General features: G+C 62.2%; 29 protein-coding genes and 1 pseudogene. 13 read left to right on the top strand and 17 right to left on the bottom strand.

What is annotated here, in order from left to right:
* Positions 1-2 precede the first annotated feature (2 nt).
* From ACZ9EJ_RS21095 to ACZ9EJ_RS21085, 3 genes are all read right to left on the bottom strand, one after another.
* The gene (locus ACZ9EJ_RS21095) at positions 3-380 is read right to left on the bottom strand and encodes a response regulator (RefSeq protein ID WP_046633817.1); all 378 of its coding nucleotides are present in this window, start codon (positions 378-380) and stop codon (positions 3-5) included.
* A 131-nt stretch (positions 381-511) separates the two neighbouring features.
* A complete protein-coding gene (hpt, locus tag ACZ9EJ_RS21090; RefSeq protein WP_007770732.1) occupies positions 512-1,054 on the bottom strand; it encodes a hypoxanthine phosphoribosyltransferase in 543 nt (180 codons plus the stop codon).
* A gap of 62 nt (positions 1,055-1,116) precedes the next feature.
* Entirely contained in the window at positions 1,117-1,776 is a 660-nt protein-coding gene (locus ACZ9EJ_RS21085) for a hypothetical protein (protein ID WP_046640079.1), read from the bottom strand.
* A 207-nt stretch (positions 1,777-1,983) separates the two neighbouring features.
* On the opposite strand from ACZ9EJ_RS21085, the gene ftsE reads away from it, so the two are divergent.
* The 4 genes from ftsE to ACZ9EJ_RS21065 all read left to right on the top strand — a co-directional run bounded on the left by ftsE (position 1,984) and on the right by ACZ9EJ_RS21065 (position 5,366).
* The gene (ftsE, locus tag ACZ9EJ_RS21080; protein ID WP_007770735.1) at positions 1,984-2,643 is read left to right on the top strand and encodes a cell division ATP-binding protein FtsE; all 660 of its coding nucleotides are present in this window, start codon (positions 1,984-1,986) and stop codon (positions 2,641-2,643) included.
* 100 nt (positions 2,644-2,743) lie between these two features.
* Positions 2,744-3,694, top strand: coding sequence for a cell division protein FtsX (locus ACZ9EJ_RS21075; protein WP_251089910.1), 951 nt, complete (start codon positions 2,744-2,746; stop codon positions 3,692-3,694).
* A 64-nt stretch (positions 3,695-3,758) separates the two neighbouring features.
* Positions 3,759-4,490 carry a YdcF family protein gene (locus ACZ9EJ_RS21070; protein WP_080955718.1) on the top strand — a complete coding sequence of 244 codons (732 nt, stop codon included), beginning with the start codon at positions 3,759-3,761 and terminating at the stop codon, positions 4,488-4,490.
* Between the two features lie 84 nt (positions 4,491-4,574).
* Complete coding sequence (locus ACZ9EJ_RS21065; protein ID WP_046640082.1) at positions 4,575-5,366, top strand: lysophospholipid acyltransferase family protein; 792 nt, start codon at positions 4,575-4,577, stop codon at positions 5,364-5,366.
* Here ACZ9EJ_RS21065 and ACZ9EJ_RS21060 read toward each other — a convergent pair.
* Positions 5,351-5,899 (bottom strand): gamma-glutamylcyclotransferase, encoded by a 549-nt coding sequence (locus ACZ9EJ_RS21060; RefSeq protein WP_046640083.1) that lies wholly within the window; start codon positions 5,897-5,899, stop codon positions 5,351-5,353. The two genes, ACZ9EJ_RS21065 and ACZ9EJ_RS21060, sit on opposite strands and share 16 nt — an antisense overlap.
* Before the next feature lie 55 nt (positions 5,900-5,954).
* Here ACZ9EJ_RS21060 and ACZ9EJ_RS21055 point away from each other — a divergent pair, with 55 nt between their 5' ends.
* Positions 5,955-6,959 (top strand): DUF2125 domain-containing protein, encoded by a 1,005-nt coding sequence (locus ACZ9EJ_RS21055; RefSeq protein WP_046640084.1) that lies wholly within the window; start codon positions 5,955-5,957, stop codon positions 6,957-6,959.
* 6 nt (positions 6,960-6,965) lie between these two features.
* On the opposite strand, the gene ACZ9EJ_RS21050 is transcribed toward ACZ9EJ_RS21055, so the two are convergent.
* From ACZ9EJ_RS21050 to ACZ9EJ_RS21040, 3 genes are all read right to left on the bottom strand, one after another.
* On the bottom strand, positions 6,966-7,895 hold the full coding sequence (locus ACZ9EJ_RS21050; RefSeq protein ID WP_046640085.1) for a prephenate/arogenate dehydrogenase family protein: 930 nt from the start codon (positions 7,893-7,895) through the stop codon (positions 6,966-6,968).
* Positions 7,892-9,001, bottom strand: a complete 1,110-nt coding sequence (gene hisC / locus ACZ9EJ_RS21045; RefSeq protein ID WP_046640086.1) for a histidinol-phosphate transaminase — start codon at positions 8,999-9,001, stop codon at positions 7,892-7,894. The genes ACZ9EJ_RS21050 and hisC overlap by 4 nt, the downstream gene beginning before the upstream one ends.
* Before the next feature lie 248 nt (positions 9,002-9,249).
* Positions 9,250-9,990 carry a class I SAM-dependent methyltransferase gene (locus ACZ9EJ_RS21040; RefSeq protein ID WP_037081691.1) on the bottom strand — a complete coding sequence of 247 codons (741 nt, stop codon included), beginning with the start codon at positions 9,988-9,990 and terminating at the stop codon, positions 9,250-9,252.
* Positions 9,991-10,078: 88 nt separating this feature from the next.
* On the opposite strand from ACZ9EJ_RS21040, the gene gloB reads away from it, so the two are divergent.
* Both gloB and ACZ9EJ_RS21030 read left to right on the top strand, forming a co-directional pair.
* Positions 10,079-10,849: a hydroxyacylglutathione hydrolase gene (gene gloB / locus ACZ9EJ_RS21035; protein ID WP_046640087.1), complete on the top strand. Its 771-nt coding sequence runs from the start codon at positions 10,079-10,081 to the stop codon at positions 10,847-10,849.
* Positions 10,850-11,269 (top strand): cupin domain-containing protein, encoded by a 420-nt coding sequence (locus ACZ9EJ_RS21030; protein WP_046640088.1) that lies wholly within the window; start codon positions 10,850-10,852, stop codon positions 11,267-11,269.
* Here the strand turns inward: ACZ9EJ_RS21030 and ACZ9EJ_RS21025 are convergent.
* Genes ACZ9EJ_RS21025 through ACZ9EJ_RS21015 form a run of 3 tightly spaced genes read right to left on the bottom strand, consistent with a single transcriptional unit; the run spans position 11,266 to position 13,650 of the window.
* Positions 11,266-11,919 carry a lysoplasmalogenase family protein gene (locus ACZ9EJ_RS21025; protein WP_046640089.1) on the bottom strand — a complete coding sequence of 218 codons (654 nt, stop codon included), beginning with the start codon at positions 11,917-11,919 and terminating at the stop codon, positions 11,266-11,268. The genes ACZ9EJ_RS21030 and ACZ9EJ_RS21025 overlap by 4 nt on opposite strands.
* Positions 11,920-11,954: 35 nt before the next feature.
* Positions 11,955-12,842, bottom strand: coding sequence for an aromatic amino acid exporter YddG (gene yddG, locus ACZ9EJ_RS21020; protein ID WP_046640090.1), 888 nt, complete (start codon positions 12,840-12,842; stop codon positions 11,955-11,957).
* A 34-nt stretch (positions 12,843-12,876) separates the two neighbouring features.
* Positions 12,877-13,650 (bottom strand): DUF3108 domain-containing protein, encoded by a 774-nt coding sequence (locus ACZ9EJ_RS21015; RefSeq protein ID WP_046640200.1) that lies wholly within the window; start codon positions 13,648-13,650, stop codon positions 12,877-12,879.
* Positions 13,651-13,900: 250 nt separating this feature from the next.
* Between ACZ9EJ_RS21015 and rpmB the strand changes: the two genes are divergently transcribed.
* Positions 13,901-14,200 (top strand): 50S ribosomal protein L28, encoded by a 300-nt coding sequence (gene rpmB, locus ACZ9EJ_RS21010; RefSeq protein ID WP_037081685.1) that lies wholly within the window; start codon positions 13,901-13,903, stop codon positions 14,198-14,200.
* Between the two features lie 114 nt (positions 14,201-14,314).
* Positions 14,315-14,953: a queuosine precursor transporter gene (locus ACZ9EJ_RS21005; protein WP_046640091.1), complete on the top strand. Its 639-nt coding sequence runs from the start codon at positions 14,315-14,317 to the stop codon at positions 14,951-14,953.
* A 24-nt stretch (positions 14,954-14,977) separates the two neighbouring features.
* Here the strand turns inward: ACZ9EJ_RS21005 and ACZ9EJ_RS21000 are convergent, their stop codons facing one another.
* From ACZ9EJ_RS21000 to ACZ9EJ_RS20985, 4 genes are all read right to left on the bottom strand, one after another.
* Positions 14,978-15,967, bottom strand: coding sequence for an esterase-like activity of phytase family protein (locus ACZ9EJ_RS21000; RefSeq protein WP_251089905.1), 990 nt, complete (start codon positions 15,965-15,967; stop codon positions 14,978-14,980).
* A gap of 10 nt (positions 15,968-15,977) precedes the next feature.
* Positions 15,978-17,873 (bottom strand): cobaltochelatase subunit CobT, encoded by a 1,896-nt coding sequence (gene cobT, locus ACZ9EJ_RS20995; protein ID WP_046633784.1) that lies wholly within the window; start codon positions 17,871-17,873, stop codon positions 15,978-15,980.
* A gap of 14 nt (positions 17,874-17,887) precedes the next feature.
* Positions 17,888-18,880 (bottom strand): cobaltochelatase subunit CobS, encoded by a 993-nt coding sequence (gene cobS, locus ACZ9EJ_RS20990; protein ID WP_046633782.1) that lies wholly within the window; start codon positions 18,878-18,880, stop codon positions 17,888-17,890.
* A 61-nt stretch (positions 18,881-18,941) separates the two neighbouring features.
* Positions 18,942-19,577, bottom strand: a complete 636-nt coding sequence (locus ACZ9EJ_RS20985) for a J domain-containing protein (protein WP_046633780.1) — start codon at positions 19,575-19,577, stop codon at positions 18,942-18,944.
* A 103-nt stretch (positions 19,578-19,680) separates the two neighbouring features.
* On the opposite strand from ACZ9EJ_RS20985, the gene ACZ9EJ_RS20980 reads away from it, so the two are divergent.
* Positions 19,681-19,962: a BolA family protein gene (locus ACZ9EJ_RS20980; RefSeq protein WP_007753730.1), complete on the top strand. Its 282-nt coding sequence runs from the start codon at positions 19,681-19,683 to the stop codon at positions 19,960-19,962.
* Positions 19,963-20,872: 910 nt separating this feature from the next.
* On the opposite strand, the pseudogene ACZ9EJ_RS20975 reads toward ACZ9EJ_RS20980, so the two are convergent.
* From ACZ9EJ_RS20975 to ACZ9EJ_RS20965, 3 genes and pseudogenes are all read right to left on the bottom strand, one after another.
* Positions 20,873-21,736 (bottom strand): annotated as a pseudogene (locus ACZ9EJ_RS20975) (HlyC/CorC family transporter); the annotation flags it as partial.
* A 20-nt stretch (positions 21,737-21,756) separates the two neighbouring features.
* On the bottom strand, positions 21,757-22,911 hold the full coding sequence (aroB, locus tag ACZ9EJ_RS20970) for a 3-dehydroquinate synthase (RefSeq protein WP_251089906.1): 1,155 nt from the start codon (positions 22,909-22,911) through the stop codon (positions 21,757-21,759).
* Positions 22,908-23,504, bottom strand: a complete 597-nt coding sequence (locus ACZ9EJ_RS20965; protein WP_046633919.1) for a shikimate kinase — start codon at positions 23,502-23,504, stop codon at positions 22,908-22,910. The genes aroB and ACZ9EJ_RS20965 overlap by 4 nt, the downstream gene beginning before the upstream one ends.
* Before the next feature lie 146 nt (positions 23,505-23,650).
* Here ACZ9EJ_RS20965 and ACZ9EJ_RS20960 point away from each other — a divergent pair, with 146 nt between their 5' ends.
* The 3 genes from ACZ9EJ_RS20960 to ACZ9EJ_RS20950 all read left to right on the top strand — a co-directional run bounded on the left by ACZ9EJ_RS20960 (position 23,651) and on the right by ACZ9EJ_RS20950 (position 25,781).
* A complete protein-coding gene (locus tag ACZ9EJ_RS20960; RefSeq protein ID WP_037081678.1) occupies positions 23,651-23,809 on the top strand; it encodes a hypothetical protein in 159 nt (52 codons plus the stop codon).
* A 10-nt stretch (positions 23,810-23,819) separates the two neighbouring features.
* Entirely contained in the window at positions 23,820-24,764 is a 945-nt protein-coding gene (gene xerD / locus ACZ9EJ_RS20955; protein WP_046640093.1) for a site-specific tyrosine recombinase XerD, read from the top strand.
* A gap of 63 nt (positions 24,765-24,827) precedes the next feature.
* Complete coding sequence (locus tag ACZ9EJ_RS20950; RefSeq protein ID WP_046633771.1) at positions 24,828-25,781, top strand: acetyl-CoA carboxylase carboxyltransferase subunit alpha; 954 nt, start codon at positions 24,828-24,830, stop codon at positions 25,779-25,781.
* Positions 25,782-25,929: the final 148 nt, after the last annotated feature.

Genomic DNA, 25,929 nt, shown 5'->3' with positions numbered 1-25,929 from the left:
GATCAGGCGGCGTTGGAGTTTGCGGCCGCCAGTGCCGACGCGACGGCACGGCGGATATCGGGCAGCGCGAACGGCTTCTGCACCACGTCGATAATCTTGGTCGCGAGATCGTCGGCTCGCTCCCGCTGCTCCGCATAACCGGTCATCAGCAGGATCTTGAGATCGGGAAACTTGGCGGATGCCTGGTGTACCAGTTCTATGCCGTCCATGACCGGCATGCGGATGTCGGAAAGCAGCAGGTCGAAGGGGCCTTCGCTCAGCTTTTCGAGACCTTCCGCGCCGTCGCCCGCTTCATGGGTCTCATGACCATCGAGACGAAGCGCCCGCGCGACGAACATGCGGAGCGAATCCTCGTCTTCGGTAATCAGGATTTTTGCCATTGCGGTGATCGCTCCCGTGTTTTGTTTATGTGGGCAGCAAATCAACAGAGTTTTGTTGTCGAGGAGTAAACGCCGGCCCATTGCGGGCCGACATGGTTAACACCTCGTCTCGCCCCGGGCAGGCAGATCGGTCAGGCGTCTCCGGTCACGACGCCGACGAAAGGCAGTTCGCGAAAGGCATAGGCGACATCCATGCCGTAGCCGACGACGAAGTAGTCCGGGCATTCGAAACCGACGTAATCCGCCTCGAGATCTTCCTGGCGCTTGACGCGCTTGTCGAGCAGCACGGCGATCGAGACGTTGCGGGCGCCGCGCTCATAGAGCATTTCCTTGGCGAATTTCAGGGTGCGGCCGGATTCGAGGATGTCGTCGATCAGCAGCACGTCGCGATCCTTCACGTCGCTGTCGATATCCTTGACGATCCGCACCCCTTGCGAAACGGTGCCGGCGCCATAGCTCGACAGCGTGACGAACTCGACTTCCGGCGCCAGACCCACGTCATGCAGCGCACGCAGAAGGTCCGCGGCGAAGATAAACGAGCCCTTGAGGATGGCGATGACCAGCAGATCCTTGGTCGGCCCTGTGGCGATCTGCGCCGCGATCGCGTGGTTGCGCTCGGCGATCTGTTCGGCGGTATAAAGCGGCTCGATGATTTTGCCGCGTACGACGGGCATGAGGTTCTCCTGCGTGTCCGTAAAAAACCGCGATACCACAATCCGCCGAGGAAGCGAAAGCTTTAGGCACCCCGTTCCGCAAAGGAAAGCCGCAAATCGGGCAGTTTTCCACCGGGGTGGGGCACGCGCGCCGAGAAGCCGCGGCTCTGACCGCCCTCGATGGACGCCGCCGGTGGCGAGATCAGCGTCGTCGCAATGAGCGTCTGGCCGGACATCAGCTCGGCGCGGATCTGCGGCATGGCACGATTGTCGCCGCCGCGATTCTCGACGATGCCGTTGATCAGCAGCACCCGCATGCCATTGGCATCCTGCGGCGTCATCGTCACATGGGTTATGTCTAGGGTCGGTCCGGCCTCGGCCGTCGTCGAGCCTGCAAACAGGAAGGTGAAGCCACCCGCGAGGCTGAAAACGGTGACGAAGACAACGGCTACGACCGCCGAGAAGAAATCGGCGGAAAGATGCATCAGGCCGCGCTCCATCCGGGCGACGACCCGCTCCGCGAACGACGATGCGGCGACCGCGGATTCCGCACGTCTGGTCCGGTTATCGTTGTGCGAGCGCGGGGTCGGGTCGCGGCGGAAGGTCTCGCGAACCGGAACGAACTGGGCGTCGACCACCTCGCCGCGCCGCGGGTTCATCCGGGTCGTGCGCGCGGAAGGTTCCGGCGGCAGGATGTCCATCCGGATGACTGTCTTGCCCTGATGGCTGCCAAACGTGCTCATGGGGTCCTCTTCGGCCCGTTTTCCCCTTTGTTCGGGATTGCGGGCATTGAATCGAATCCTGCTCAGTCGTAAATTGAAATGGTTAACGCATCGCAAATACGGCCTGAAATTAGCCCTTTTCCGCGCGTGATTTACCGTTCGTTTACCCGGGTCGCTAAGAGATAGACGGGCACCAGAGAGTCGAAAGAGCGAGGACTGGGTCAGCCGTTGATTCATTTCGAAAACGTTGGTCTGCGCTATGGGATGGGTCCGGAGATCCTGAGGGATATGACCTTCGACATCCCCAAGCGCTCGTTCCAGTTCCTCACGGGCCCATCGGGCGCTGGGAAGACCACACTGTTGCGCCTGCTGTTCATGTCGCTGCACCCCACCCGCGGCATCATCCACATGTTCGGCCGCGACCTGTCGCAGATCCCGCGCGCCGAACTGCCGATGCTGCGCCGCCGGGTCGGCATCGTCTTCCAGGATTTCCGACTGCTCGACCACCTGACTACCTATGAGAACGTCGCGCTGCCGCTGCGCGTGCGCGGCAAGGAGGAGAGCTCCTACCGCAACGACGTGATCGAGCTTCTGAAATGGGTCGGGCTCGGCGAGCGCATCAACGTCCTGCCGGCCGTCCTGTCCGGCGGCGAGAAGCAGCGCGCAGCGATTGCCCGCGCGCTGATGGACCAGCCCGAAATCCTGCTCGCCGACGAGCCGACCGGCAATGTCGATCCGCCGATGGCCCGCAGGCTCCTCAATCTCTTCCTCGAACTCAACCGGCTCGGCACCGCCGTCGTCATCGCCACCCATGATCTGGCCTTGATGGACCAGGTAGACGCACGGCGAATGATCCTCACCGAAGGGCGGCTCGATATTTATGAATGAGCTGAGCCGCCCGAAAGCGACGAAGAGCGTCCAACCGCAAAAGCCAGAGAACGAGCAGCAGCCCTCGCCTGCCGGCCACAAGCAGGCACGCCGCGTCGAGATGCGGGTGCGGCCAACGGCCCCTATCCTGCCGCCCTCCAACATCCAGGGCAATGCGCTGATGGTGGTGATTGCCATCATGGCCTTCCTCGCCTGCCTGACGCTCGGCGCTGTCAGCATGGTGAGGGCGACGGCATCGAGCTGGCAGAGCCAGATTTCCCGCGAGATCACCATCCAGATCAAACCGGACGACGGGCTCGACATGGATGCGGCCTTGAAGAAAGCCCGCGACCTGGCGCTCACCTTCGTCGGCACCCGCGAGGGCACGATCATGGACGAAAGCGCAACCGCAAGGCTTCTCGAACCGTGGCTTGGCACCGGACTGAACCTCGCCGACCTGCCCGTTCCGCGCCTCGTCATCGTCACCATAGACGAGCAGAACCCACCCGATTTCGCCGGGATGCGCGATCTCCTGAAGACCGAAATCCCGCAGGCCTTTCTCGATGATCACCGCACCTGGGTGGATCGCCTGGTGTCGATGGCGCACACGACAGTGCTGATCGGCATGGGCGTCCTCGTTCTCGTCTTCACGGCGATGATCCTGACGGTGATCTTTGCGACCCGCGGGGCGCTGTCCGGCAATCGCCATATCGTCGAGGTCCTGCATTTCGTCGGCGCCGAAAGCTCTTTCGTGGCCGGTGAATTCCAGAAACATTTCCTGAAGATCAGCATCAAGGGATCGGCCGCCGGCGGGGCGCTCGCAGCCGTGATGTTTGCGATCGCCAACATGTGGCAGGCGAATTCGCTGGCGACGCCGGAGAGCGACCAGGCGAGCGCCCTGTTCGGTTCCTTCACCATCGGCGTTGGCGGTTATCTCGGCATCTTCGCGACAATGATCGTGATCGCGCTGCTGACGACGCTGACCGCCCGGTTCACGGTCATGCGCACGATCGACGAAATCGACCTGATCCGCTCCGATCCGGCGCGATCCGACGGATTGTCAGCTTCTTGAAACGGGCCACTTCCCTCTGTAGGTTGGCCCTGTTCTCGCCACGAATCTCCGGCTATGGACAATCATGACACCGGCCCCGACCACACCCGAAAATGGAGCAGACCGCCACCCGCGGCGGTGGCTCGGCGGAGTGTTTTCGCGCAACAGCCGGCTGCGATGGGCCGCGCGTCGCATCATCATGGCCTGCGTGCTCGGATTGGCCCTGCTTTTCGGCGGTTTTTTGTGGTTTGCAAATGCCGTGACCTCGCTGAAGGCGCCTGACGGCATCAAGGCGGATGCGATCGTCGTCCTGACCGGCGGCTATCAGCGCATCGAGCAGGCGCTCGGGCTTCTGCGGGACGGAGCCGGCCAGCGACTGCTGATCTCCGGCGCGCATCCATCCACCAGCCCTACCCAGATCCGCAAGGTCACGCAGGCCTCACCCGACCTCTTCGCCTGTTGCGTCGATATCGGCTACGATGCGATCGACACGATCGGCAATGCCAACGAAATCACCCGCTGGATCCACGACCACGGCTACAAGTCCGTGCTGGTCGTCACCAACAACTATCACATGCTGCGCAGCCTGCACGAACTGCGCCGCGCCGACCCGGTGACGGAGTTCATTCCCTATCCCGTGGTCAGTTCCGATCTCACCCGAAAAGCCTGGTTCGCCGAGCCGGACGTGTTGCGCACCATGCTTTCCGAATACGGCAAGGTCGTGCTGGCCACCGGCCGCGACTGGTTCGGCATCGAGCGCGGCAGCGGACTGCGCAACGATGACCCGCCGAAGACCGCGGCAAAGCCCGCGCCCTGACACTTTTCCCTCCGTATGAGGCCCTGGCGCTTTTTTCGTGGCGCGATCTCGTGTAGGCAACGCCTGTCCAAGAGGAAGCCTTTCATGCTGCTGGTGCGTTCGGTTCTTTTCAATATCGCCTTCTACACAAACCTGATCGTCCGCATGATCGTGCTGAGCCCGATCTATTTTCTGATGCCGCGCAAGGCGGCCTACCGCATCCCAAAAGCCTGGGCCGCCTCCTGCAACTGGCTGATGGCAAAGATCGTCGGCGCCACGTTCGAGATCGAGGGGCTGGAAAACGTGCCCGAAGGCGGCTGCATCTTCGCCCCCAAGCATCAATCCGCCTGGGATACCGTCGCCCTCCTGCCCTGGCAGCGGGACCCGGTCTACATCCTCAAGCGCGAGCTGATGTGGATCCCGCTGTTCGGCTGGTACGCCGCCAAGCAGAAGATGATCCCGGTCAACCGCGGCGCACGCGGCAAGGTCATGGTCGACGTCATGGTCCGCACCAAGGAGGAGATGGCCAACAACCGCCAGCTCATCATCTATCCGGAAGGTACGCGCCGACCGCCGGGCGCCGAGCCGCAATACCGCTACGGCATCGCCCGCATCTATCGCGACGTGGAAGTGCCCGTCGTGCCGATCGTCGCTCATTGGGGCCTGTTCTGGGGCCGCCGCAAGCTCATCAAATATCCCGGCCATTTCAAGGTCCGCATCCTGCCGCCGATCGCACCGGGCATGGATCCGGATGCCTTCTACGCCCTTCTGGTCGAAACGCTGGAACGGGAAAGCGACAAGCTGCTGGTCGAGACCGTGGCCGCCAACCCGCACCTGCCGCTGCCACCCTCGGCGGTGAAGCGACTTACCGAGCTGAAGGCTCAGACGGCGGCCTGAGCTCGCGCTGTCACCGTCGCACCGACGCCTTCCAGCCAGTGATCACGAATGCCCATGTCCTTCAGATGCGCCAGCGTATTGAACAGGTAGGCATCGTTCGGGCCTGACTGGCCGGTCGAACGGTGGACGATCTCGGCAGCCTGCTCGATCTCGAGCGCGCCGGCATATTGGACATGGCTGCGATCGACGATATAGCCGACCGCCCTTACCTGCCGCCCATTGCTGAGCGAGACGGGCAGCATCTTTTCCAGATAGACATTGGTGACGAGTTCGCGCCGGCGCAGATAATCGAGCACGTCCGCCCGGTTCTCCCCGCTCACCCGGAAGGCGACGCCGCGGCATGAACCGCCGCGGTCGAGACCGAGGACCAGGCCCGGATGATCCGGCGTGCCGCGATGCACATGAGACCAGACGCAGAGGGAGCGGCGGAAGCCAAAGGCACGTGCGGTCAGTCTTTCCTCAAACGCAAAACCCGGATTCCACATCAGGGACCCGTAGCCAAACACCCAAAATTCGTCCATATCCCGCGCCACACCATTCCAATCGAAGCGACCCGCCCCAACTTTCCCAGCACCATTGGAGAACATCATGGCAGCGTCAAGCCGAACTGGCGTCAGCGGAAAATTATGGCTCCTCGCCTCCGGGGTGGTGCTGGTGATCGCACTTTACACGGCCGGCTGGTTCTATGGCGCCTCGGTGCTGAAGGAGCGGACGCTGAGCCTGCTGGGCAGCCAGGAAAAGCGCGGCATCTCGGCCGAATGCGCCGACGCTGACTATCGTGGCTACCCGTTCCGGATCGGCCTGTTCTGCTCGAAGGTCTCGGTCGACGACCGCACCAACGGCATTTCCGCAATGTTCGGATCCCTGCGGTCCGCCGCCCAGGTCTACAATCCCGGCCATATCGTCTGGGAACTCGATTCGCCGATCGAGATCCGCACCGGCCACGGACTTTCGGTCTCGACCACCTGGGAGAATTTCCAGTCGAGCCTGACCACCCGGTTTCGCGGGGTGGAGCGCACCTCCACCGTGATCGAGAACGCCAGGACGAACATCCTGTCGTCGGCAACGGGCCAGGCCTTCAATATCAGCGCCGGTCACACCGAGATTCATCTGCGCCAGAACGGCAATGACCTCGACGCGGCCATGACGCTGCAAAACACCGACATAGTGATGAAGGACCTGCCGCAGCTTCTGCCACGGTTCACGGCCAATCTCGACCTGACCCTGACCGGCCGCGCCGGCATGATAGACGGATCCGATCCGAACGGAACCGTTCTTTATGGCACTCAGGGCCAGATGCGCAGCATTTCGGCTGATCTCGGTGATGGCAAGCTGATCACCGTTTCCGGTCCCTTCTCCTTCGACGAGCAGGGCTACCTGTCAGGCAAGCTGAAACTCCGGGTCGAGCAGATCGATGCCTGGCGCGACAGCCTGAGCCAGGCGTTTCCGCAGATCGCACCGACGCTGAAGACCGCCGCCAACATGCTGTCCGCCCTCGGCCGCGGCAAGAGCGCATCGCTGGACCTGACCATCAACCGCGGCAAGGTGTTCGCCGGCGGCTTCATCCAGATCGGCGAAATCCCGCCGATCTGAGCGGGATCACTTCTTGACGTCGAGCGCGTGGCGGCCGAAATCCGGCGCGTCGACGTCCTGGCCGGCCTGGACGATCGAGCGGCGGATGGCGCGGGTGCGGGTGAAGAGTTCGAACAGCTTGTCGCCCTCGCCCCAGCGGATCGCCCGCTGCAGGTAGGCGAGGTCTTCCGAAAACCGCGCCAGCATTTCCAGGATCGCATCCTTGTTGTGCAGGCAGACGTCCCGCCACATGGTGGGATCGGACGCGGCAAGGCGGGTGAAATCGCGAAAACCGGAGGCGGAATATTTGATGACTTCCGCGTCGGTCACCGTCTCGAGATCGTCCGCCGTGCCGACGATATTGTAGGCGATGATGTGCGGCAGGTGGGAGACGATCGCCAACACCTTGTCATGGTGCTGCGGATCCATCTCGTCGATGCGCGAGCCGAGCGCCATCCAGAATGATTTCAGCGTGTCGAGCGCGACCGGATCCGTATCCGGGAGCGGCGTGAAGATGCACCAGCGGTCCCGGAACAGGCCTACGAAGCCGGCATCCGGGCCGGATTTTTCGGTGCCCGCCAGCGGATGGCCCGGGATGAAATGTACGCCTTCCGGCATATGCGGCGCCATCTGCGCGATAACGGACGCCTTGGTGGAACCGACATCGGTGACGATGGCGCCGGGCTTCAGGCTGCCGGCAATCTGCTTTGCAACCGCTTCCGATGCGCCGACCGGCACCGAGACGATGATCAGATCGGCATCCTTCACCGCATCGGCCGCGGACGCGACATAATGCGTGCCGAGCGCCAGCTCCTCGGCGCGTTTCAGGGTTTCGGCACTGCGGCTGGAGATCACCACCTCGCCGGCCAGGCCCAGCTCCTTGACGTCACGGGCGATCGACGAACCGATCAGGCCGATGCCGATCAGCGCGATCTTGTCGAAATGCGGCGTGCTCATGCGCTTTTGCCCATGAATTCGCCGAGCGTCTCGATGACGCCGCGATTGGCCTCTTCCGAGCCGATCGTCATGCGCAACGCGTTCGAGAAACCGTAGCCCCGGACGGCGCGCAGGATGTAGCCGCGGCTGGTGAGGAAGGCATCCGCTTCCGGCGCCCGCTTGCCGTCGACATCCGGGAAATGGATGAGCACGAAATTGGCGACCGACGGCGTCACCTTGAGGCCGATCGCCTCCAGCGCATGGGTGAGCTTGTCCTGCCAGAGAGAATTGTGCTCAACGGCCTTTTCGACGAAGGCCTGGTCGCGGATGGCCGCGGCACCAGCGGCGATCGCCGGAGCGTTCATATTGAACGGGCCACGCACCCGGTTCAGCGCGTCGAGAATGCCGGCCGGGCCGTACATCCAGCCGATGCGCAGTGCCGCAAGGCCGTAGACCTTCGAGAAGGTGCGGGTCATCACCACGTTCTTGTTGGAGGACACCAGTTCAAGGCCGGCCTCGTAGTCGTTCTTGCGCACATATTCCGCGTAAGCAGCGTCGAGCACCAGGATGACGCTCTTCGGCAGGCCGGCATGCAGGCGGCGGATATCAGCGACCGGGACATAGGTGCCGGTCGGATTGCCCGGATTGGCGATGAACACCATCTTCGTCTTGTCGGTGACGGCAGCGAGGATCGCGTCGACATCGACGGTGCAATCCTTCTCCTTCACCTCGACCACCGTGGCGCCGGCGCCCATGATCTGGATCTTGTAGACGAGGAAACCGTGCTCGGTGATGATGGCCTCGTCGCCGGCGCCCAGATAGACGTGGCAGAGCAGGCCCAGCAGCTCGTCGGAACCGTTGCCGCACATGATGTTCGCGATATTGAGGCCATGCACCGAGGCGATCGCCTCGCGCAGCGCTATCGCCTGGCCGTCCGGATAAAGTTCGAGATGGCCGGCCGCCTGCTTGAAGGCCTCGATCGCCCTGGGGCTCGCGCCGAGCGGCGTCTCGTTGGAGGAAAGCTTGAAGACGCGCGCCACACCCGGAGCATGTTCCTTGCCGGGCACATAGGCGGCGATATCCAGGATGCCTGGACGCGGAACGGGCTCACTCGTGACGATGCTCATCGGATCAACCTTTTTGGAAAGCCTGAATGGCGGGTGTGATCCAGTGGGATTAATGCCGAAAAACGCCTTTGTCGAGGGTGTGCTTGACGGGTGCCCCTCACCCTAACCCTCTCCCAGCAAGCGGGGCGAGGGGACTTGCCTCGATCGTCGTCAGAGAGGGACTGGGCGGGCGCGGCATATCCCTTCTCCCCGTCAAAACGGGGAGAAGGTGCCCGGCAGGGCGGATGAGGGGCGCCGGCGAAGCCCGTTCACCGCGTCCGCGTCGTCGGCACGCCCTGCGGCGCCAGCACCGGCACGAAGACGCGCCGGGAAGCACGAGCGGCGACCGGCAGGCCCTGGTAGAGCCGCTTCTGGGCCTCCAGCACGATGACCCCGGAAAAGACCGGCCAGAAGCGACGGCCCAAGCGCTCGAAGGCCTGGCGCAGCTTCAGCACGGCGCGGATCTTGGACGGCGGAAAGAACAGCGCCTCGGCGCTGGCGCCCGGCGTGAAATTGGTCTCGCGCAGCAGCGAGGTGAGCTGGCCGCGCGAATAAGGCCGGCCGGAACCGAACGGCGTGTGTTCCATGCGGGCCCAGACGCCGCGCCGGTTGGGCACGACGATGACCAGCCGCCCGCCGGGCGCCAGCACCCGCCAGAGTTCCTTCAAGGTCTCCCGCGGGTTTTCGGCAAATTCCAGCGAATGCACCATCAGCACGCGGTCGACGGAAGAGTCCGGCAGCGGTAGTTCCTCGTCGAAGACGAGAGCGGTCGAGGAAAGCTCGCTGACCGGCCAGTTCACCGCCCCCTGGCCCGCCGGCATGAAGGCGAAGGTGCGTTCCGTATCGGCGCGGAAACGGTCGAGATAGGGCACCGCATAACCAAGGCCCACCAGCCGCTCTTCCGGCAGCCGCGCCCAGAGCGAAGACAGCGCGAACGTGATCGACTGCTCGGCAAGGTGGCCGAGGGGCGAGTGATAGAATTCGCGGAGATCGACGATATCTGCATGCATGCGTAATTTGGTACCAGACGGCGGTTGGACTTCAAGGGACCAGTCTCTACATTGGGACGCAAAACACTTTCAGCAATGGGGTTATGTTATGAGACCACTGGAACTCGAAGTTTTTTCATGCCGCAGCGATAATTACGGCGTTCTCGTGCACGATCCGGAAAGCGGCCTGACGGCTACGATCGATGCGCCTGAGGAAAAGCCTATCCTCGAAGCGGCGGCCCGCCGCGGCTGGAAGATCACCCATATCTTCACCACCCATCACCATGGCGATCACGTCGAAGCCAACCTCGCGCTCAAGGAAAAATTCGGGCTGGAAATCATTGGCCCGTTCAACGAGGCGATTGCTATCCCCGGCCTCGACAAGACCATGGCGGACGGTGACGAATTCCAGTTTGGCGAGCATCTCGTGCGCGTTATCGAGACGCCTGGCCACACCGCCGGTCATATCTGTTACCACTTCCCCGACGACAAGATCCTGTTTGCGGCAGACACCCTGTTCGCGCTCGGCTGCGGGCGGCTGTTCGAACGCCCGGCTGCCGACATGTGGCATTCGCTGCAGAAACTCGCCGTTCTCCCGGACGAGACGGCCGTCTATTTCGGCCACGAATATACGCTTGCGAATGCCAAGTTCGCGTTGAGCGTCGATCCGGACAACGAACGTCTGCAGGCCCGCGCGAGCGAGATCGAGGCGCAGCGCGCGGCCGGCCGGTTCACCATTCCGACGACGATCGGGCTGGAGAAGGAAACCAATCCCTTCCTGCGCGCATCAGACCCGGCCATCCGCCGAAACCTTTTGATGGAGAGCAAATCCAACGAGGACGTGTTTGCCGAAATCCGCAAGCGCAAGGACAATTTCTGAATGACGCCCAAGGAAATCATCGCCACGCTCGGCATGCAGCGGCATCCGGAGGGCGGCTGGTATGTCGAGACATTTCGGGACGCTGCAGGCGGCACGCGCGGCCATTCGACGGCGATTTATTACCTGCTGGAAGCCGGCGAACGCTCCCATTGGCATCGGGTTCGGGACGCGGCGGAGACCTGGCACTTCTATGCCGGCGATCCGCTGCTGCTGCGGATTTCCAACGGCGAGACGGTCGAAGAGGTGAGGCTCGGAACGGACCTTGCCACAGGAGAACGGCCGCAGGCCGTGGTCCCGGCCGACGCCTGGCAGGCAGCGGAACCGCTTGGCCGCTTCACGCTGGTGGGCTGCACGGTCGCGCCGGGCTTTCAGTTTTCAAGCTTCGAGATGGCGCCGCCCGGCTGGGAGCCGTCAAGCTAGGCCGAGGGAAGCCCGGCAATCGCCAACGCAAAGATCAGCTGTGCCGTGAAGTAAGTGCCCCACACGAACGGCTTCAACCTCGCCGTAACCGGCGCGTCCGGCTTGACCAGGAATTTCTGGATTGCCAGCGCCGTATCGGACATGACGAACAGCGCAGCACCGGCCGCGGGCAGGATCGGCTTCACCGCCAGCGCCGAAAGCGCCATGGCGACGATCGCGATCCCATAGGCGGCAACGGGGATGGCAAGCCGTCCGGCAGGCCGCCACAGCATGAAAAGCGTCATGCCGGTGAGCACCACGAAGATCCACGCCACCGTATAACGCCAAGCGGACGCGACGAGCAGGCCCGGTTCCATCGATGGCCAGAACAGCGCCGCATAGGCAATATGCGAAGCGAGGAAGGCCGCAAGCCCGGCGACGAAGGCTGGCTCTCCCTCGTAGGCGAGGCAGGCGTCTCCGAGTGCACCGAGCGCCAGCGCTGCAACGAGCAGCCCCGGGGCGCCGGAAAGACCGGCGTAGAGCACAAGCAGCAAGACCGGTGCGGTCTTCAGCACCGCGCGAAGATGGCTCGCCGGCCTTTTTAGCCAGCGGAAATAATGGATCGCAAGCGCGATCGAGGCGGCAAGCACCGCCCATGACAACAGATACATCTCTTCCCCCACGTCCCCGACCCTTTCAGGAACGCCTATTCGGCCACGGCTTCCACAATCGGCTTCGGCCGGAACATATCCCGCGCCGCCAGCACCGCCCCTCCGGTGATCAGCAGGCAGGCAAGCAAAATGCGCCAGTCCGGCTCGGCAAAGCCCGATGCGACCAGGATCAGCGTCGACAGCAGCGGCGCCGCATAGCTGGCCGCGCCGATGATCTGGATGTCGCCGTTCTTGACCCCGTAGTCCCAGGCATAGAAGGCCGCGCCGACCGGCAGCAGGCCAAGCCCGACGACCGCCGCCCACTCGCCGCCATCAGCCGGCCAGACGGTCGTCTCGAGCGCCAGATGGCAGATCAGCGAAAGAAGCGAGGTCCCGAGGCAGAAGCCGGTGACCACATCGGTCGAAACCCGGTCGAAGCGCCGGGTGAGCAACGAATAACCCGACCAGGTGAAAGCACAGAGAAAGGCCGCACCGTAACCCAAGAGATAGGCGTCGTCGAAAGCAAGCCCGTTTCGGGAAACGATGGCGATCGTGCCGCAAAGCCCGGCGACCGCGCCGAGCACATGATACCAGCGCAACCTCTCGCCCGGCAGCAGGGCAGAACCCACGACGATGAACAGCGGCCAGAGATAGGCGATCAGCCCGGCCTCGACGGCCGGCGCATTGCGAAGCGCCGTGAAATAGAGAAAATGATAGCCAAACAGGCCGCCGATCCCGGTGATCCAGACCTTGGCCGGCTGTTTCAGGAGGGCGATCCGCTCCGGTTTGACGATGAACAGAACGATGCCCGGCAGGCTGCCGATCGCAAACGTGATCGCATTCATCTGGAAGGGCGGCACCTTTCCGGATGCAGCCGTCATCAGGGCCAGCAACGACCACATCAGGATCGCCGTAAAACCGATCAACGTCCCCCGGATTTTCACCCCTGCCCCCTTGGGCGCCCGACGGGCGCTTTATTCAGCCGCCATATTTGACGGCCGTCACGTAAACCTGCCCCATCCTGGTCGGGATGACGGCATAGACCGGAGCATATACATTTACCGACTGCGCCTTGGCAAACCAGATTTCCATCGGTGTCTTGCGCAGGTATTCGATATCGCTGCGGCCGCGCTTGAAGCCCGATCTCGGAAGGTAGCGGATCGAACAGACGATCGCCTCGCCCTTGAAACCATCCGTGGAAAACGGCCTGGTGCCCTTCGGCGTCAGCACCAGGTCCATGCGCGACTCACCGTCATAGATCGGCAGCCGGCTGGGGCAGACCTTGGCGTCGCCCGGGAAGATAAGGCCGCTCAAGGGATCGAGCACAGCGCGCAGATCCTTGTCGGTCACCGGAATCCAGGTTTCCGGATTGCGGGTAGGCTCGGGTTTGACAGTCGTCTCGGTGACATTGCCGTTGCGGTACTCGACATCATAGATGCGCGTGCGTTTTCCGCTGCTGTAGACGAGGTTGTAGCGGTCCGCCTGCAGTTTGTCGGCCTGCATGCGCCCGCTGACGCTGGTCTCGGCGGAGATGCGGTTGATGATGTTGACGATCCCGGCCGATTTGAACGTTCCGGTGATCTTGTAGTCGCTGCTGTTGAATTCGCTGGCAAAAGACGCCTTGGCGATCGGCAGTATCCCGAGCGAGATATCATATTCGCTGACATGCCGGATTTCCGCCGAGCCGAGCGGATTGGCCGTGAACCCGAAGACGAGCACGAAGGCACTGACGAAACTGCCGCGAAGGTTCATGATTTTGCCCTGACCGATGAGGACGCCGAAAAGCGTCTTCCCGCAGACATATAGACGGTGCATCATGGCAAGAAAATAGCGGCTTCGCGGCACGGGCGGCGGATTCTCTTAGGGTGAGGCCAAGGTTTTGGCTTGACGCGACGAGCCCCACTGACTATAGAACCGCAACTTTCCACTCAGGACCAGTTGGATCGGCGCACCGGCATTGTCCGGAAGTACCATCCGATTGCAGAAGAACAAAGGTGTATCCATGTCTCGTGTGTGCGAACTGACCGGCAAGGGCGTTCAGACCGGCAACAACGTAAGCCACGCCAACAACAAGACCCGCCGTCGGTTCCTGCCGAACCTGTGCCAGGTTACGTTGATCTCCGACGCTCTCGGCCAGCGTTATCGCCTGCGCGTCTCCGCACACGCTCTGCGCTCCGTCGAACATCGTGGCGGCCTCGATGCCTTCCTGTTGAAGTCCGACGAGACCGAACTGTCGATGCGCGCTCGCCTGCTGCGCCGCCAGATCGTCAAGAAGACCGCCGAAGTCGCTGCTGCGGCTTAATCGGCCCGACGACAAATCATCCGGCTTTGAACAAGGCTTGAACGGGTAATACCGGCCAGGCCTTTTCTCTTGGCCTTCATAACTCCAACTGGTGGCATCACCCAGGATAAAAAAATGCTGAGCTCACGCTATACCTTCATCTATGCCCTGCTGATGGCAGCCGTTGTCGTCGCGTCGAACTTCCTGGTCCAGTTCCCGGTCGTCGGCACGTTCTGGGGCATCGCCCTCGGCGATCTTCTGACCTGGGGCGCCTTTATCTATCCCTTTGCCTTCTTGGTGACGGATCTCGCCAACCGGCAGTTCGGGCCTTCGATTGCCCGACGCGTCGTTCTCGCAGGCTTCGTCGTCGGCGTGACGCTGTCGTTCCTGGCCTCCTCCCCGCGCATCGCCGTTGCCTCGGGCACCGCCTATCTGGTTGGCCAGCTTCTCGACATCTCCGTGTTCAATCGGCTCCGCCGCCAGACCTGGTGGCGCGCGCCGCTCGCCGGCTCCCTGCTCGGTTCAGCACTCGACACGCTGCTGTTCTTCTCGCTCGCCTTCGCTCCGCTCTTCGCCTTCATCGGCCCCAATGAGGACTTCGCGATCCAGTCCGCACCGCTCCTCGGCGCCTTTGCCGCAGAAGCCCCGCGCTGGATCTCCTGGGCGCTCGGCGACCTTGTGGTCAAGATCCTGGTCGGCGTCGTGCTGCTGCTGCCCTATGGCGCTCTGATGAACGTGCTGAAGCCGATGCCGCAGGTCGCCCCGGCCCGCTGAGCTCAACTAGCGTTCCGCCTGGCATCACGGCGTCAGGCGGAATTCCAGCATCACGTTCCGCTGCAGCAGATTGCCGTTGTCGTCCGAGATCAGGATCAGATGCGGCTTGCCCTCCGGCCCGGCGATGACGTCGAGCCCTTCCATGTTGTCGATGGCATAACCCATGTCGGCGTCGAGAAGCACCTCGCCATCGACGACGGCGCCGGGGCGGATACTGTCGCCCTTGATGAGGCGGATGCGCATGCCGAGGCCGCCGAGGAAGCTGAACCGGCGCTCCAGCAGCAGGAAATCGCCGTTTGGCAGGAAGGCCCCGTCGGTCGCGTCGAACGGATCGTGCCGCACCACCGTGAACACGCCCTTGAGCGGCCCTTCCAGGATCGCGGCGAAAAGGTTTCCCCGATCATCGAGACTATGCTCGGTGACCACGATGGGGGCCCCCTTGAGCGGACTGGTCGGAGGCGAGATAGCCACCGTCTCCATGCCCGCATTCATCCGGAACTCGTGGCGGGGAATCGGAAGGTCGAGGCTCTTCAGGGGCGCCGATGTTTCGAACCCGGGATCGGGATAGACATCGACGCGGTGCAACTGCTCGAAGCTGACGATTGCCTGCCCATCCCTCAGCGCCAGCCCCTCGGCGTCCGAATTGTATTTCGAGCCGACCCGGCCGCCACGGATGAGGATCGGGCTGATGGCGAGATCGGCAAGGTTGGCGAGACGCCCCTTCGCATCCCGTTCAACGCGGCCGGTCAGCCACGAACCGGTATCGAGCACCGACACGAAACTTTCACCATCGGCGCGAAAGCGGATGCTCGACAGCGACTGAAGCCGGCTGTCAGGTGACGAAAATTCCATCCCGCCGAGAAAATCGAGCGATCCGAAGCGCGTTTCCGCCGAGCCGCGCTTGAATTCCGTGATGGCCCGCGCCCTGACCGAGACATTGTCGGTGGCAGGCGCCACCGGGGAAGCGATGGCGCCGAAAAGGCCGGCCCAGACGACGAGGCGGGAAAGTTTCAAGCGGCGGGCCTCAGCTGGCCCGTCGCATGCGGCCTTGCTGCCTGCCATTTTCCGCAAACAGTTCGGCAAGCTGCTCGGTCATCGCCCCGGCAAGCTCGTCCGCATCGACGATCGTCACGGCCTTGCGATAATAGCGCGTCACGTCGTGGCCGATGCCGATCGCCAGGAGTTCGACCGGAGAACGCGTCTCGATCTGTTCGATCACCGCGCGCAGATGCCGTTCGAGATAATTGCCCGGATTGACCGACAGCGTCGAATCATCGACCGGCGCACCATCCGAAATCATCATCAGGATCTTGCGCTGTTCGCGGCGGGCGATCAGGCGGTTATGCGCCCACATCAGCGCCTCGCCGTCGATGTTTTCCTTGAGCAGGCCTTCGCGCATCATCAGGCCGAGATTGCGGCGCGAACGGCGCCACGGCGCATCGGCGGACTTGTAGACGATATGGCGCAGGTCGTTGAGACGGCCGGGCGTCGGCGGCTTGCCGCTTGCCAGCCATTTTTCGCGCGCCTGACCGCCCTTCCAGGCCTTGGTGGTGAAGCCGAGGATCTCGACCTTGACGCCGCAGCGTTCCAACGTGCGGGCAAGTATATCGGCGCAGGTGGCGGCGACCGTGATCGGCCGGCCGCGCATCGAGCCGGAATTGTCGATGACCAAGGTGACGACCGTATCGCGGAACTGCGTGTCGCGCTCCTTCTTGAAGGAGAGCGGCTGCATCGGGTCGATGATCAGGCGCACGAGGCGGGCGGGATCGAGATAACCCTCTTCGAGATCGAAGTCCCAGGAACGGTTCTGCTGCGCCATCAGGCGGCGCTGCAGGCGGTTCGCAAGCCGGCCGACGGCGCCCTGGAGATGGGCAAGCTGCTTGTCGAGGAAGGCCCGCAGCCGGTCGAGTTCCGCTTCGTCGCAAAGCTCTTCGGCCGTGATTTCCTCGTCGAACTCCTGGGTGAAGATCTTGTAGTCGACCTTCTCGTTGAAATCGTCGAAGGGGCTGTTGGGCCGCCGCGTTTCGCCGGGTGTTTCCGAATGTTCGTCGCTGTCGTCCGACATGTCGTCGTCGGACATTTCCGCGCCGTCCATCTCGCCGTCGTCCATTTCCTCGTCGGAAGCGTCGCTCTGCTCGGCAGGGGCGGCATCGGAGCCGGCCTCTTCCTCGACCTCGTCGTTCTCGGTCTCGTTGCTGCGCGGCTGGTCTTCCTGATCCGGGTTCTCCATCTCCTCCGGATCGGTATCGTCGTCGGCAAACTCCTCCGCCATCTGCATGGAGGTGAGCATGTGCCGCACCAGCTTGGCGAACGCCTGCTGGTCTTCGATCACATTGCGGAGATTGTCGAGATCGCCGGCAGCCTTGTCCTCGATGAACGGGCGCCAGAGATCCAGCACCTTGCCCGCACTCGGCGGAGGCTTGATGCCGGTCAGCTTTTCGCGCACCAGCATGGCGACCGCTTCGCCGATCGGTGCGTCTTCCTGCCGTTCAACGCCGGAGAAATTCGCCTTCGAGTATTTTTCCGCATGCATCGAACTGAGGTTCGACGCCATGCCGGCCATCCGCAATGCACCGATCGATTCGACGCGTGCCTGCTCGACCGCATCGAAGACGACGCGTGCGTCAGCACCCTGCGGCGACATGCTGGCATGCACGCCCGTATCGTGGCAGGCAATCCGCAGCGCCATGGAATCGCCGAGCCCGCGGGTCACCGCGAGCTCGTGTGCTGTCGGTCGCTTGGAGATTTCCGGCAGGCGGATGCGCTCGCCGGCGAGGCCCGGACGTTCGTTCGCGAACGTGACCTCGACTTCCGCGTCACCGGCGATCGACCTCACGCAGCCGGTAATCGCCCGCCGCAACGGTTCCGTATCCACGGGACCGCCGGATTTGGCTTTCGAATTGTCTCCGCGACCTGCCATGATCTCGTCTCCGCTTAAGCTCCGAGAACGATGTTGGCGGCACTTTCCTTCAGCTCGACACCGAAGGCGCGCTGGTACTGTTCGGCGACCAGCGTGCGTTCCAACTCGTCGCACTTGTTGAGGAAGGTGATGCGGAAGGCGAACGCGACATCACCGAAAATCTCGGCGTTTTCCGCCCAGGTGATGACGGTACGCGGGCTCATGACGGTCGAGAGATCGCCGTTGATGAAGGCCGAACGGGTGAGATCCGCGACGCGGACCATCTTCGACACCGTCTCGCGGCCCTCGGCCGTGCTGCCGAAGGATTTTACCTTGGCGGCGACGATATCGACTTCCTTCTGGTGCGGCAGATAGTTCAGCGTCGTCACGATCGACCAGCGGTCCATCTGCGCCTGGTTGATCTGCTGCGTGCCGTGATAGAGGCCCGTCGTATCGCCGAGACCCACCGTGTTGGCGGTCGCGAAGATGCGGAACGCCGGGTGAGGACGGATGACGCGGCTCTGGTCGAGCAGGGTCAGGCGGCCGGAGGATTCGAGCACGCGCTGGATGACGAACATCACGTCCGGGCGGCCGGCATCGTATTCGTCGAAGACGAGCGCGACATTGTGCTGGTAGGCCCAGGGCAGGATGCCGTCCTTGAATTCGGTGACCTGCTTGCCGTCCTTCAGCACGATCGCGTCCTTGCCGACGAGATCGATGCGGCTGACATGGCTGTCGAGGTTGATACGCACGCACGGCCAGTTGAGGCGGGCTGCGACCTGCTCGATATGGGTGGACTTGCCGGTGCCGTGGAAGCCGGACACCATGACGCGTCGGTTATGCGCAAAGCCTGCGAGAATGGCGAGCGTCGTATCGCGGTCGAAAAGATAGTCCGGGTCGAGATCCGGAACGTAAGGGTCGCCGCTGCTATAGGCCGGAACCCTGATATCGCTGTCGATGCCGAAGACTTCCCTGACCGAAACGGTGGTATCGGGAAGGTTGGAAATATCTAGATCAATCTTACTCATCGTCTCTCCAAGGCGCGAGCCGCCGCCCGGCCGTCATCCTCACTGCCATAATTTTTACGGCTTAGCAGAAACCCGCCTGCTTCAACAACTGATATGCTTGAATGACGGCACGAAAACGTTCTTCCGAGCCACGGTCGCCGCCATTCGCATCCGGGTGGTGTTTCTTGACCAGTTCCTTGTAGCGGGTCTTGATCTCCGCCGCGGTCGCATTCGCCGCCAACTCCATCGTATCGAAGGCTTTGGCTTCCAATGTCTTCAGCTTGCGCCCCTGCGTCTGGAAACGGGGGCCGGCCGCCCGCGCACTCGACACGAAGCCGAACGGATCCCTGAAGCGCTGTTGGGTGCCCGTAGCGCCGGCAGCACCTGAGCGCGCCGTGGAATGAAGCGGCGCATCCTTGGCGGCCTTGTTGACGCCGACAGTCCAGGTCGGCCGATGGCCGGTGATCGCCTCTTTCTGATACCGGGCGATCTCACTGTCCGACAGGCCGGAGAAGTAATTGTAGCCCTTGTTGTATTCCCTGACGTGTTCGAAGCAGAACAGGAAGAACTGGCCTTCCGCATTGCGGCCCACGGGAGCGCGGTGGGCACCGGGCTTGTCGCATCCGTCCCATTGGCAAGTCGGCGCTTCAGGCACAGCTTCCTGCTGCCTGTTCTTGCGCGTCCGGATGCGGTCGAAATATTTGGAATCTAGTTTCATAAGGCCCTCATTATGGGGCGACGAACAGGGCGCGGCAAGAATTGACAAAGTCCTTTCTTACTGGTTTGTGGGATGCCCCTTTTGCGTCGCAACGGAGACCGAAATGTCCGTCAAATCCCGGATCGAAATCACGCTCACCGACAATCTCGAACCGGAACGGCTGGTCGTCATCGATGAAAGCCATCAGCACGCCGGCCACCAGCCCGACATCACCGGAACCGGCGAAACCCATATGCGGGTCCGCATCGTTTCGAAAAAGTTTTCCGGAATGAGCCGGCTCGACCGGCATCGGACGGTGAATGCGCTGCTGAAGCCGGAGCTCGACGCCGGCCTCCACGCGCTGGCGGTGGAAGCCTCGGCACCGGGCGAGCCGACGCGCTGGTAGCTGAGCTTAGATAGGAAGGGCGGGGTGAGAGGCCAAGGTCGGGCTCACTTATTGTGGGATATCGCTTTTGCCGGCCTGCCGCAATTTCCCAATGGCTAACGGCGTAGCGGCAGCTTGGCGCTCAAAAAGGGGACATAGTTACGGAAAGCAAAAATTGGTTTTAAACTTGGAAAGGGCACTGGTGATTTTAAATTCGAACAGCACTAATTCCGAAGCAGCGTGCTCATAGCTATTCAGATCACCGGGTCTCGCCTCTGTCGAAAAAACCTTTGAACATGCATAGCGTGATGTATACGAGCCAACTAATGCTCCCGTAGAAAACTACGATGCCCACCCCGCTTTTGAAGGAAGCGATTCCCCACCACTCATTGATGCCAATCTGGTAAAAGCTATTACCAGCTACCACAGGGAATCCAGAGGTCCAATAACAAAGAACGGCTAATCCAAGGCAAGCGGCCCAAAATTGGGGATCGCAGCGTCTCGATAAATACTGTCCCATTTTCACCATGGCAAACAATAGCCAGACGAATAGTGAAACACTCAAGCAGGATCGCACGATAACTGTCATACAGATTTGTTCATTCCCGAGTTGCTCGACGAAAACAAACTGTTTGTTGGGTGGCCAAAGTAGACGGACTTGATCCAGACGGGCTACTGAACACACGTCAGACACGCTCAGCGAGATCAGAAACGCAACAAGCAGATTGGCGATTAAAAAAACACCTAAAAGCTTCATGCATTGAGCGTAAACCGGCCCGAGCTTAGGATTGGGCGCGAGTTTAGGATTAGGTGCCAAAATTAAGTTCCACGGCTTCAACGTTCGATGCGTATACCTGAGACAGTAATGTCCGCAAAGGGTCGAAGCCGACAATTTTAGCGCCGGACTGAAAGGCTTTCGTTTCACGAAAGATCACTCCGCCGGCAGCGTCACATCGTCCGCAGGCCGTATCCTCAGCCTCGTAATGCGGTTCTTCTCCCGCTTCAACACGACGAACCGTTTGCCGTAGAACGTAAACGCCTGCCGCTCCTGCGGAATGAGCTTCGATTCGTGGATGACGAGGCCCGCGATCGTCGTTGCTTCCGCATCCGGCAGGCTCCAGTCGAGTGCGCGGTTCAGATCGCGGATCGGCACGGAACCATCGACGACGATCGACCCGTCCGCCTCCTGGCGGACACCCTGGATCTCGATATCGTGCTCGTCGGCGATATCGCCGACGATTTCCTCCAGGATATCTTCCAGCGTGACGATGCCCTGGACCTCGCCATATTCGTCGACGACGACCGCAAAATGGCCCTTGCGGCGCAGGAAGGCGCTGAGCTGGTCCTTGAGGCTGGTGCTGTCGGGCACGAACCAGGGTTTCTGGGCGATCTTGACGATATCGAGGTTTTCCGGCTCGACATTCGGCTCGGCAAGCGCCCGCAGCAGGTCCTTGGCGTGGACGACGCCGATGATGTTCTCGGTCGAATGTCGCCAGAGCGGCATGCGCGTATAGGGGCTTTCGAGCACGGTGCGGACCGCCACTTCCGGCGGATCGTCGGCGTTTACCGCCCGCATGACCGTGCGATGCCGCATCACGTCGGAGACTTCGAGCTCTTCGAGTTCGAAGAGACCGCTCAGCCGGTCGCGATCCTGCTTGTCGAAATTCCCCTCGCGATGAACCAGGTCGAGAGCGGCATGCAGATCGTCATGGCTGGAAAGCGCCAGGGTCTGCTCGGACAGGGAAGCGCCGAACGCGCGAAGAAGCCCGCGGATCACCGCGTTGACAGCACGCGATTTGAGGCCCTGTTTGGACGTCATTTCGGCCGCTTTTCCTCCAGGAAGCTCAAGACTTCGGACGACGGCACGTCGTTGGCGACGAAGGACCGGCCAATGCCGTGGGTCAGGATGAAGGTGAGCTTGCCGCTCTGTACCTTCTTGTCCTGCGCGATCGCGTCCAGCAGCTTTTCCGTCGGCGGCAGCTTTCCGGGAATATCGCTCATCGACGTCGGCAGGCCGACGGCTTTCAGATGGGCCGTGACCCGCGCCGCGTCGTCCGGGCTTGCAAGGTTCATGCGCGCCGAGAACTGATGCGCCAGCACCATACCGATCGCCACGCCCTCGCCGTGCACCAGGCGGCTGCTGTCATATTCGGTTGCGGCCTCCAGCGCATGGCCGAACGTGTGGCCGAGATTGAGCAGCGCCCGGCGGCCAGTCTCGCGCTCGTCCTCGACGACGACGTCGGATTTCGCCTGGCAGCTGATCGCGATCGCCTCGATCCGCTCCGGGCCGCCGGCAAATACCTGCTTCCAGTTCTTTTCGAGCCAGGCGAAGAAATCCGGCTGGTCGATCAGGCCGTATTTCGCCACCTCCGCATAACCAGCCCTGAATTCCCGCTCCGAGAGCGAATCAAGCGCCGCCGTGTCGGCCAGCACGAGGTCCGGCTGGTGGAAGACGCCGAGCAGGTTCTTGCCGTGGCGGGTGTTGATGCCGGTCTTGCCGCCGACCGACGAATCGACCTGCGCCAGGAGCGAGGTCGGGATCTGCACGAACCGGACGCCGCGCCTGACGATGCCGGCTGCAAAACCGGCCAGATCGCCGATCACGCCGCCGCCGAGCGCGATCACCGCGTCGTTGCGTTCGATGCGGGCCGACAGCACCATGTCGCAGACGGTCGCCAGGTGATCGAAACTCTTGGTCTTCTCACCGGCCGGCAGCGTCAGCGAAACGGCTTCGATCCCGTCGGTCTGCAGGCTGTCCATCAGTGCTTCGAGATAAAGCGGCGCGACGTGCTCGTCGGTGACGATAGCGGCCTTGCGGCCCTTCAGCCGCGCTGTGATCTCGCCGCCTGCGCGGGTGATCAGACCAGGACCAATCAGGATGTCATAGGCCCGTTCGCCGAGCGGCACATGCACCAGGCGCTCCGGGGAGCGATCCTCGGATCGGCCATCGGATCGGGAAGACATGTTCATTGCAATTCACCTTCGCTGGGCAATTCACTTTCGCCGGACAGATTGGCCACCGCGGAAAGCACCTCGTTGACCATCACGTCCTTGCGGACATTTTCGGAGAGTACCGTCACATCTGCCTCGGCATAGATCGGATAACGCTGGATCATCAGATTTTCGAGCGTCTGCCTGGGGTTCTCGGTCTTCAGCAACGGCCGGTGGTCGCGCTTGTTCACCCGCTCCCACAAAACGTCGATATCCGCCTTCAACCAGATGGAAATGCCGCCGATCTTGATCTGGTGGCGGGTGTTCTCGTTGATGAAGGCACCGCCGCCGGTCGAAACCACGCGGGGGCCGCCCCTGAGCAGGCGCTCGATGACACGGGTTTCCAGCGCCCGGAACTCCACCTCGCCGTAGGCGGCGAAGAGTTCGCTGATGGTCATGCGCGAAACCTTTTCGATCTCCGCATCCGTATCGATGAAGGGAATCGAAAGGGCTTGGGCCACCATGCGGCCGATCGCCGATTTGCCGGCCCCCATCAGCCCGACGAAGATCAGGTTCCGCGTGCCGAGGACGGCGCGCGCCTTTTCGCTGAGTGGAGTTGCGACTTCTGTCATTGTCAGGTCCGTTTCGAAAAACGGTATCGACAAATGCGTCGGCAGCGTCAAGCCGTCGCAACCCTCAAAGAATGCGGGGGATTGTTTGTTCTTGCCGATATGTAAACCTTTATCGATATATTGCGGCGCAACTCCGGGAGTCCTTTATGCCCACCCTTTTCCGTTTCCTCTTCGTGCTGGCGGCGATCGCAGGCATCGTTTATGGAAGCATGGTGGCTCTCGTCATGCTGGTGGATCCGCGCGAGCGCGACGTGACCGTGCGCATTCCTTCCGAGCGGTTGAACCCGGCAACGCCGCAACAATAACGGCAGGTAGATGGCCGACCTTTCCCGAGCCCATATCGAAGCCTTTCTCGAAATGATGAGCGCCGAACGAGGTGCCGCCGGCAACACGCTCACATCCTACGAACGCGATCTCGAAGATCTGCAATCTTTCCTCGCCGCAGCCAACGCTTCCGCCCTGACGGCGCAAAGCGCCAATCTCTCCGCCTATCTCGCCCATCTCGGCGCCCAGGGCTTTGCTGCCTCGTCCCAGGCGAGAAAACTGTCGGCCATGCGGCAGTTCTACAAGTTCCTTTATGCCGAGGGCCTGCGCGGCGACGACCCGACAGCTATCCTTGACGCACCGAAAAAAGGCCGCTCGCTGCCGAAGATCATGAGCGAGGCCGATGTGACGCGGCTCCTGGACCTGGCCGCGAAGGAAGCCGCCGAACCCGGGCCGGACCAGCTTGCGCGTCTCAGGATGCTGGCGCTGCTCGAACTTCTCTACGCAACCGGCATGCGCGTCAGCGAACTCGTGTCGTTGCCGGTCAAGGTTCTCGACCAGGAAGGACGTTTCCTGGTCATCCGCGGCAAGGGCAACAAGGAACGGCTGGTGCCGCTATCCAGGTCGGCGATCGCGGCTCTTGGCCCCTATGGCCAGGCCCGCCAGGCCTCGCTCGCCAAGACAGGCGACAGTCCATGGCTCTTCCCATCGGCCGGCAAGGAGGGGTATTTGCCAAGGCAGGTGTTTGCCCGCGACCTCAAGGGCCTGGCGGCGCGCGCCGGACTTCGCACGGCCGCAATCTCTCCGCATGTGATGCGCCACGCCTTCGCAAGCCACCTCCTCCAAAACGGCGCGGACCTTCGCGTCGTGCAGGAATTGCTCGGCCATTCGGACATTTCCACTACACAAATCTATACGCATGTACTGGAAGAACGGCTGCGAGAGCTGGTTCAAACACACCACCCTCTTGCAAAACAGGCCAAAAACCCGGATTAGAGGCCCCAAACAGAAAATGGGAACTGCGTGTTCCTGAGATAAAACAACCGGAAACCGGCTCTCATGCAGACTTATCTCGATTTCGAAAAGCCCATCTCGGACCTCGAGGGCAAGATCCACGAGCTCAAGAAGCTCGCCTCCGAGGACGAAAGCATCGATACGTCCGAGGAAATCGGCAGGTTGGAGACCCGGGTCAGGGAAGCGACCCGGGAAATCTATTCCAAGCTCGGTGCCTGGGAAAAGACGCAGGTCGCGCGCCATCCGCAGCGCCCGCATTTCGTCGACTACTCCGCCCATCTCTTCACCGATTTCACGCCGCTCGCCGGCGACCGCAATTTCGGCGAGGATGCCGCCATCCAGGCGGGCCTTGCCCGCTTCAACGGCATGCCGGTTGCCGTCATCGGCCAGGAAAAGGGCCATGACACCAAGACCCGCCTGAAGCACAATTTCGGCAGCCCGCGTCCGGAAGGTTACCGCAAGGCGATCCGGATCATGGAAATGGCCGATCGTTTCCACCTGCCCGTCATCACCCTCATCGATACAGCGGGCGCCTATCCGGGCGTCGGCGCGGAGGAGCGCGGCCAGGCGGAGGCTATCGCCCGCTCGACCGAAATGTGCCTCGGCCTGAAAGTGCCGATGGTTTCCGTCGTGATCGGCGAAGGCGGCTCCGGCGGTGCGATCGCGATCGCCACCGGCAACCGGGTCTACATGCTCGAACATTCGATCTACTCGGTCATCTCGCCAGAAGGCGCGGCATCGATCCTCTGGCGCGATTCGACCCGCGCCCGCGAGGCGGCGACCAACATGAAGATCACCGCCGAAGACCTGAAGGGCCTCGGCATCATCGACGACATTATCCCGGAACCGGTCGGCGGTGCGCATCGCGAACCCGAAACCGTCATCGCCGCGACGGGCAAGATCATCGCTTCGGCGCTGGAAGATCTTGGGCGGCTGTCCGGTGACGAAGTGCGGGCTGCGCGCCGGCAAAAATTCCTCGATATCGGCCGCAATCTCTGATCTTCGGCCCTCCGACACACCAATAGCCAAATTTGGCCATATTGCTGATAACATTGGGTGCCGGGCGGTTTTGCTGGACAGGCCGGCGCAAGCGGTTAAGAATATGTAAAGATTACCGCTTTATTCATAGAAGTCCTGTACCGAATTC

The organism is Neorhizobium sp. USDA 3394, assembly GCF_056280385.1.
This window is presented reverse-complemented; position numbering and strand designations above follow the sequence as displayed.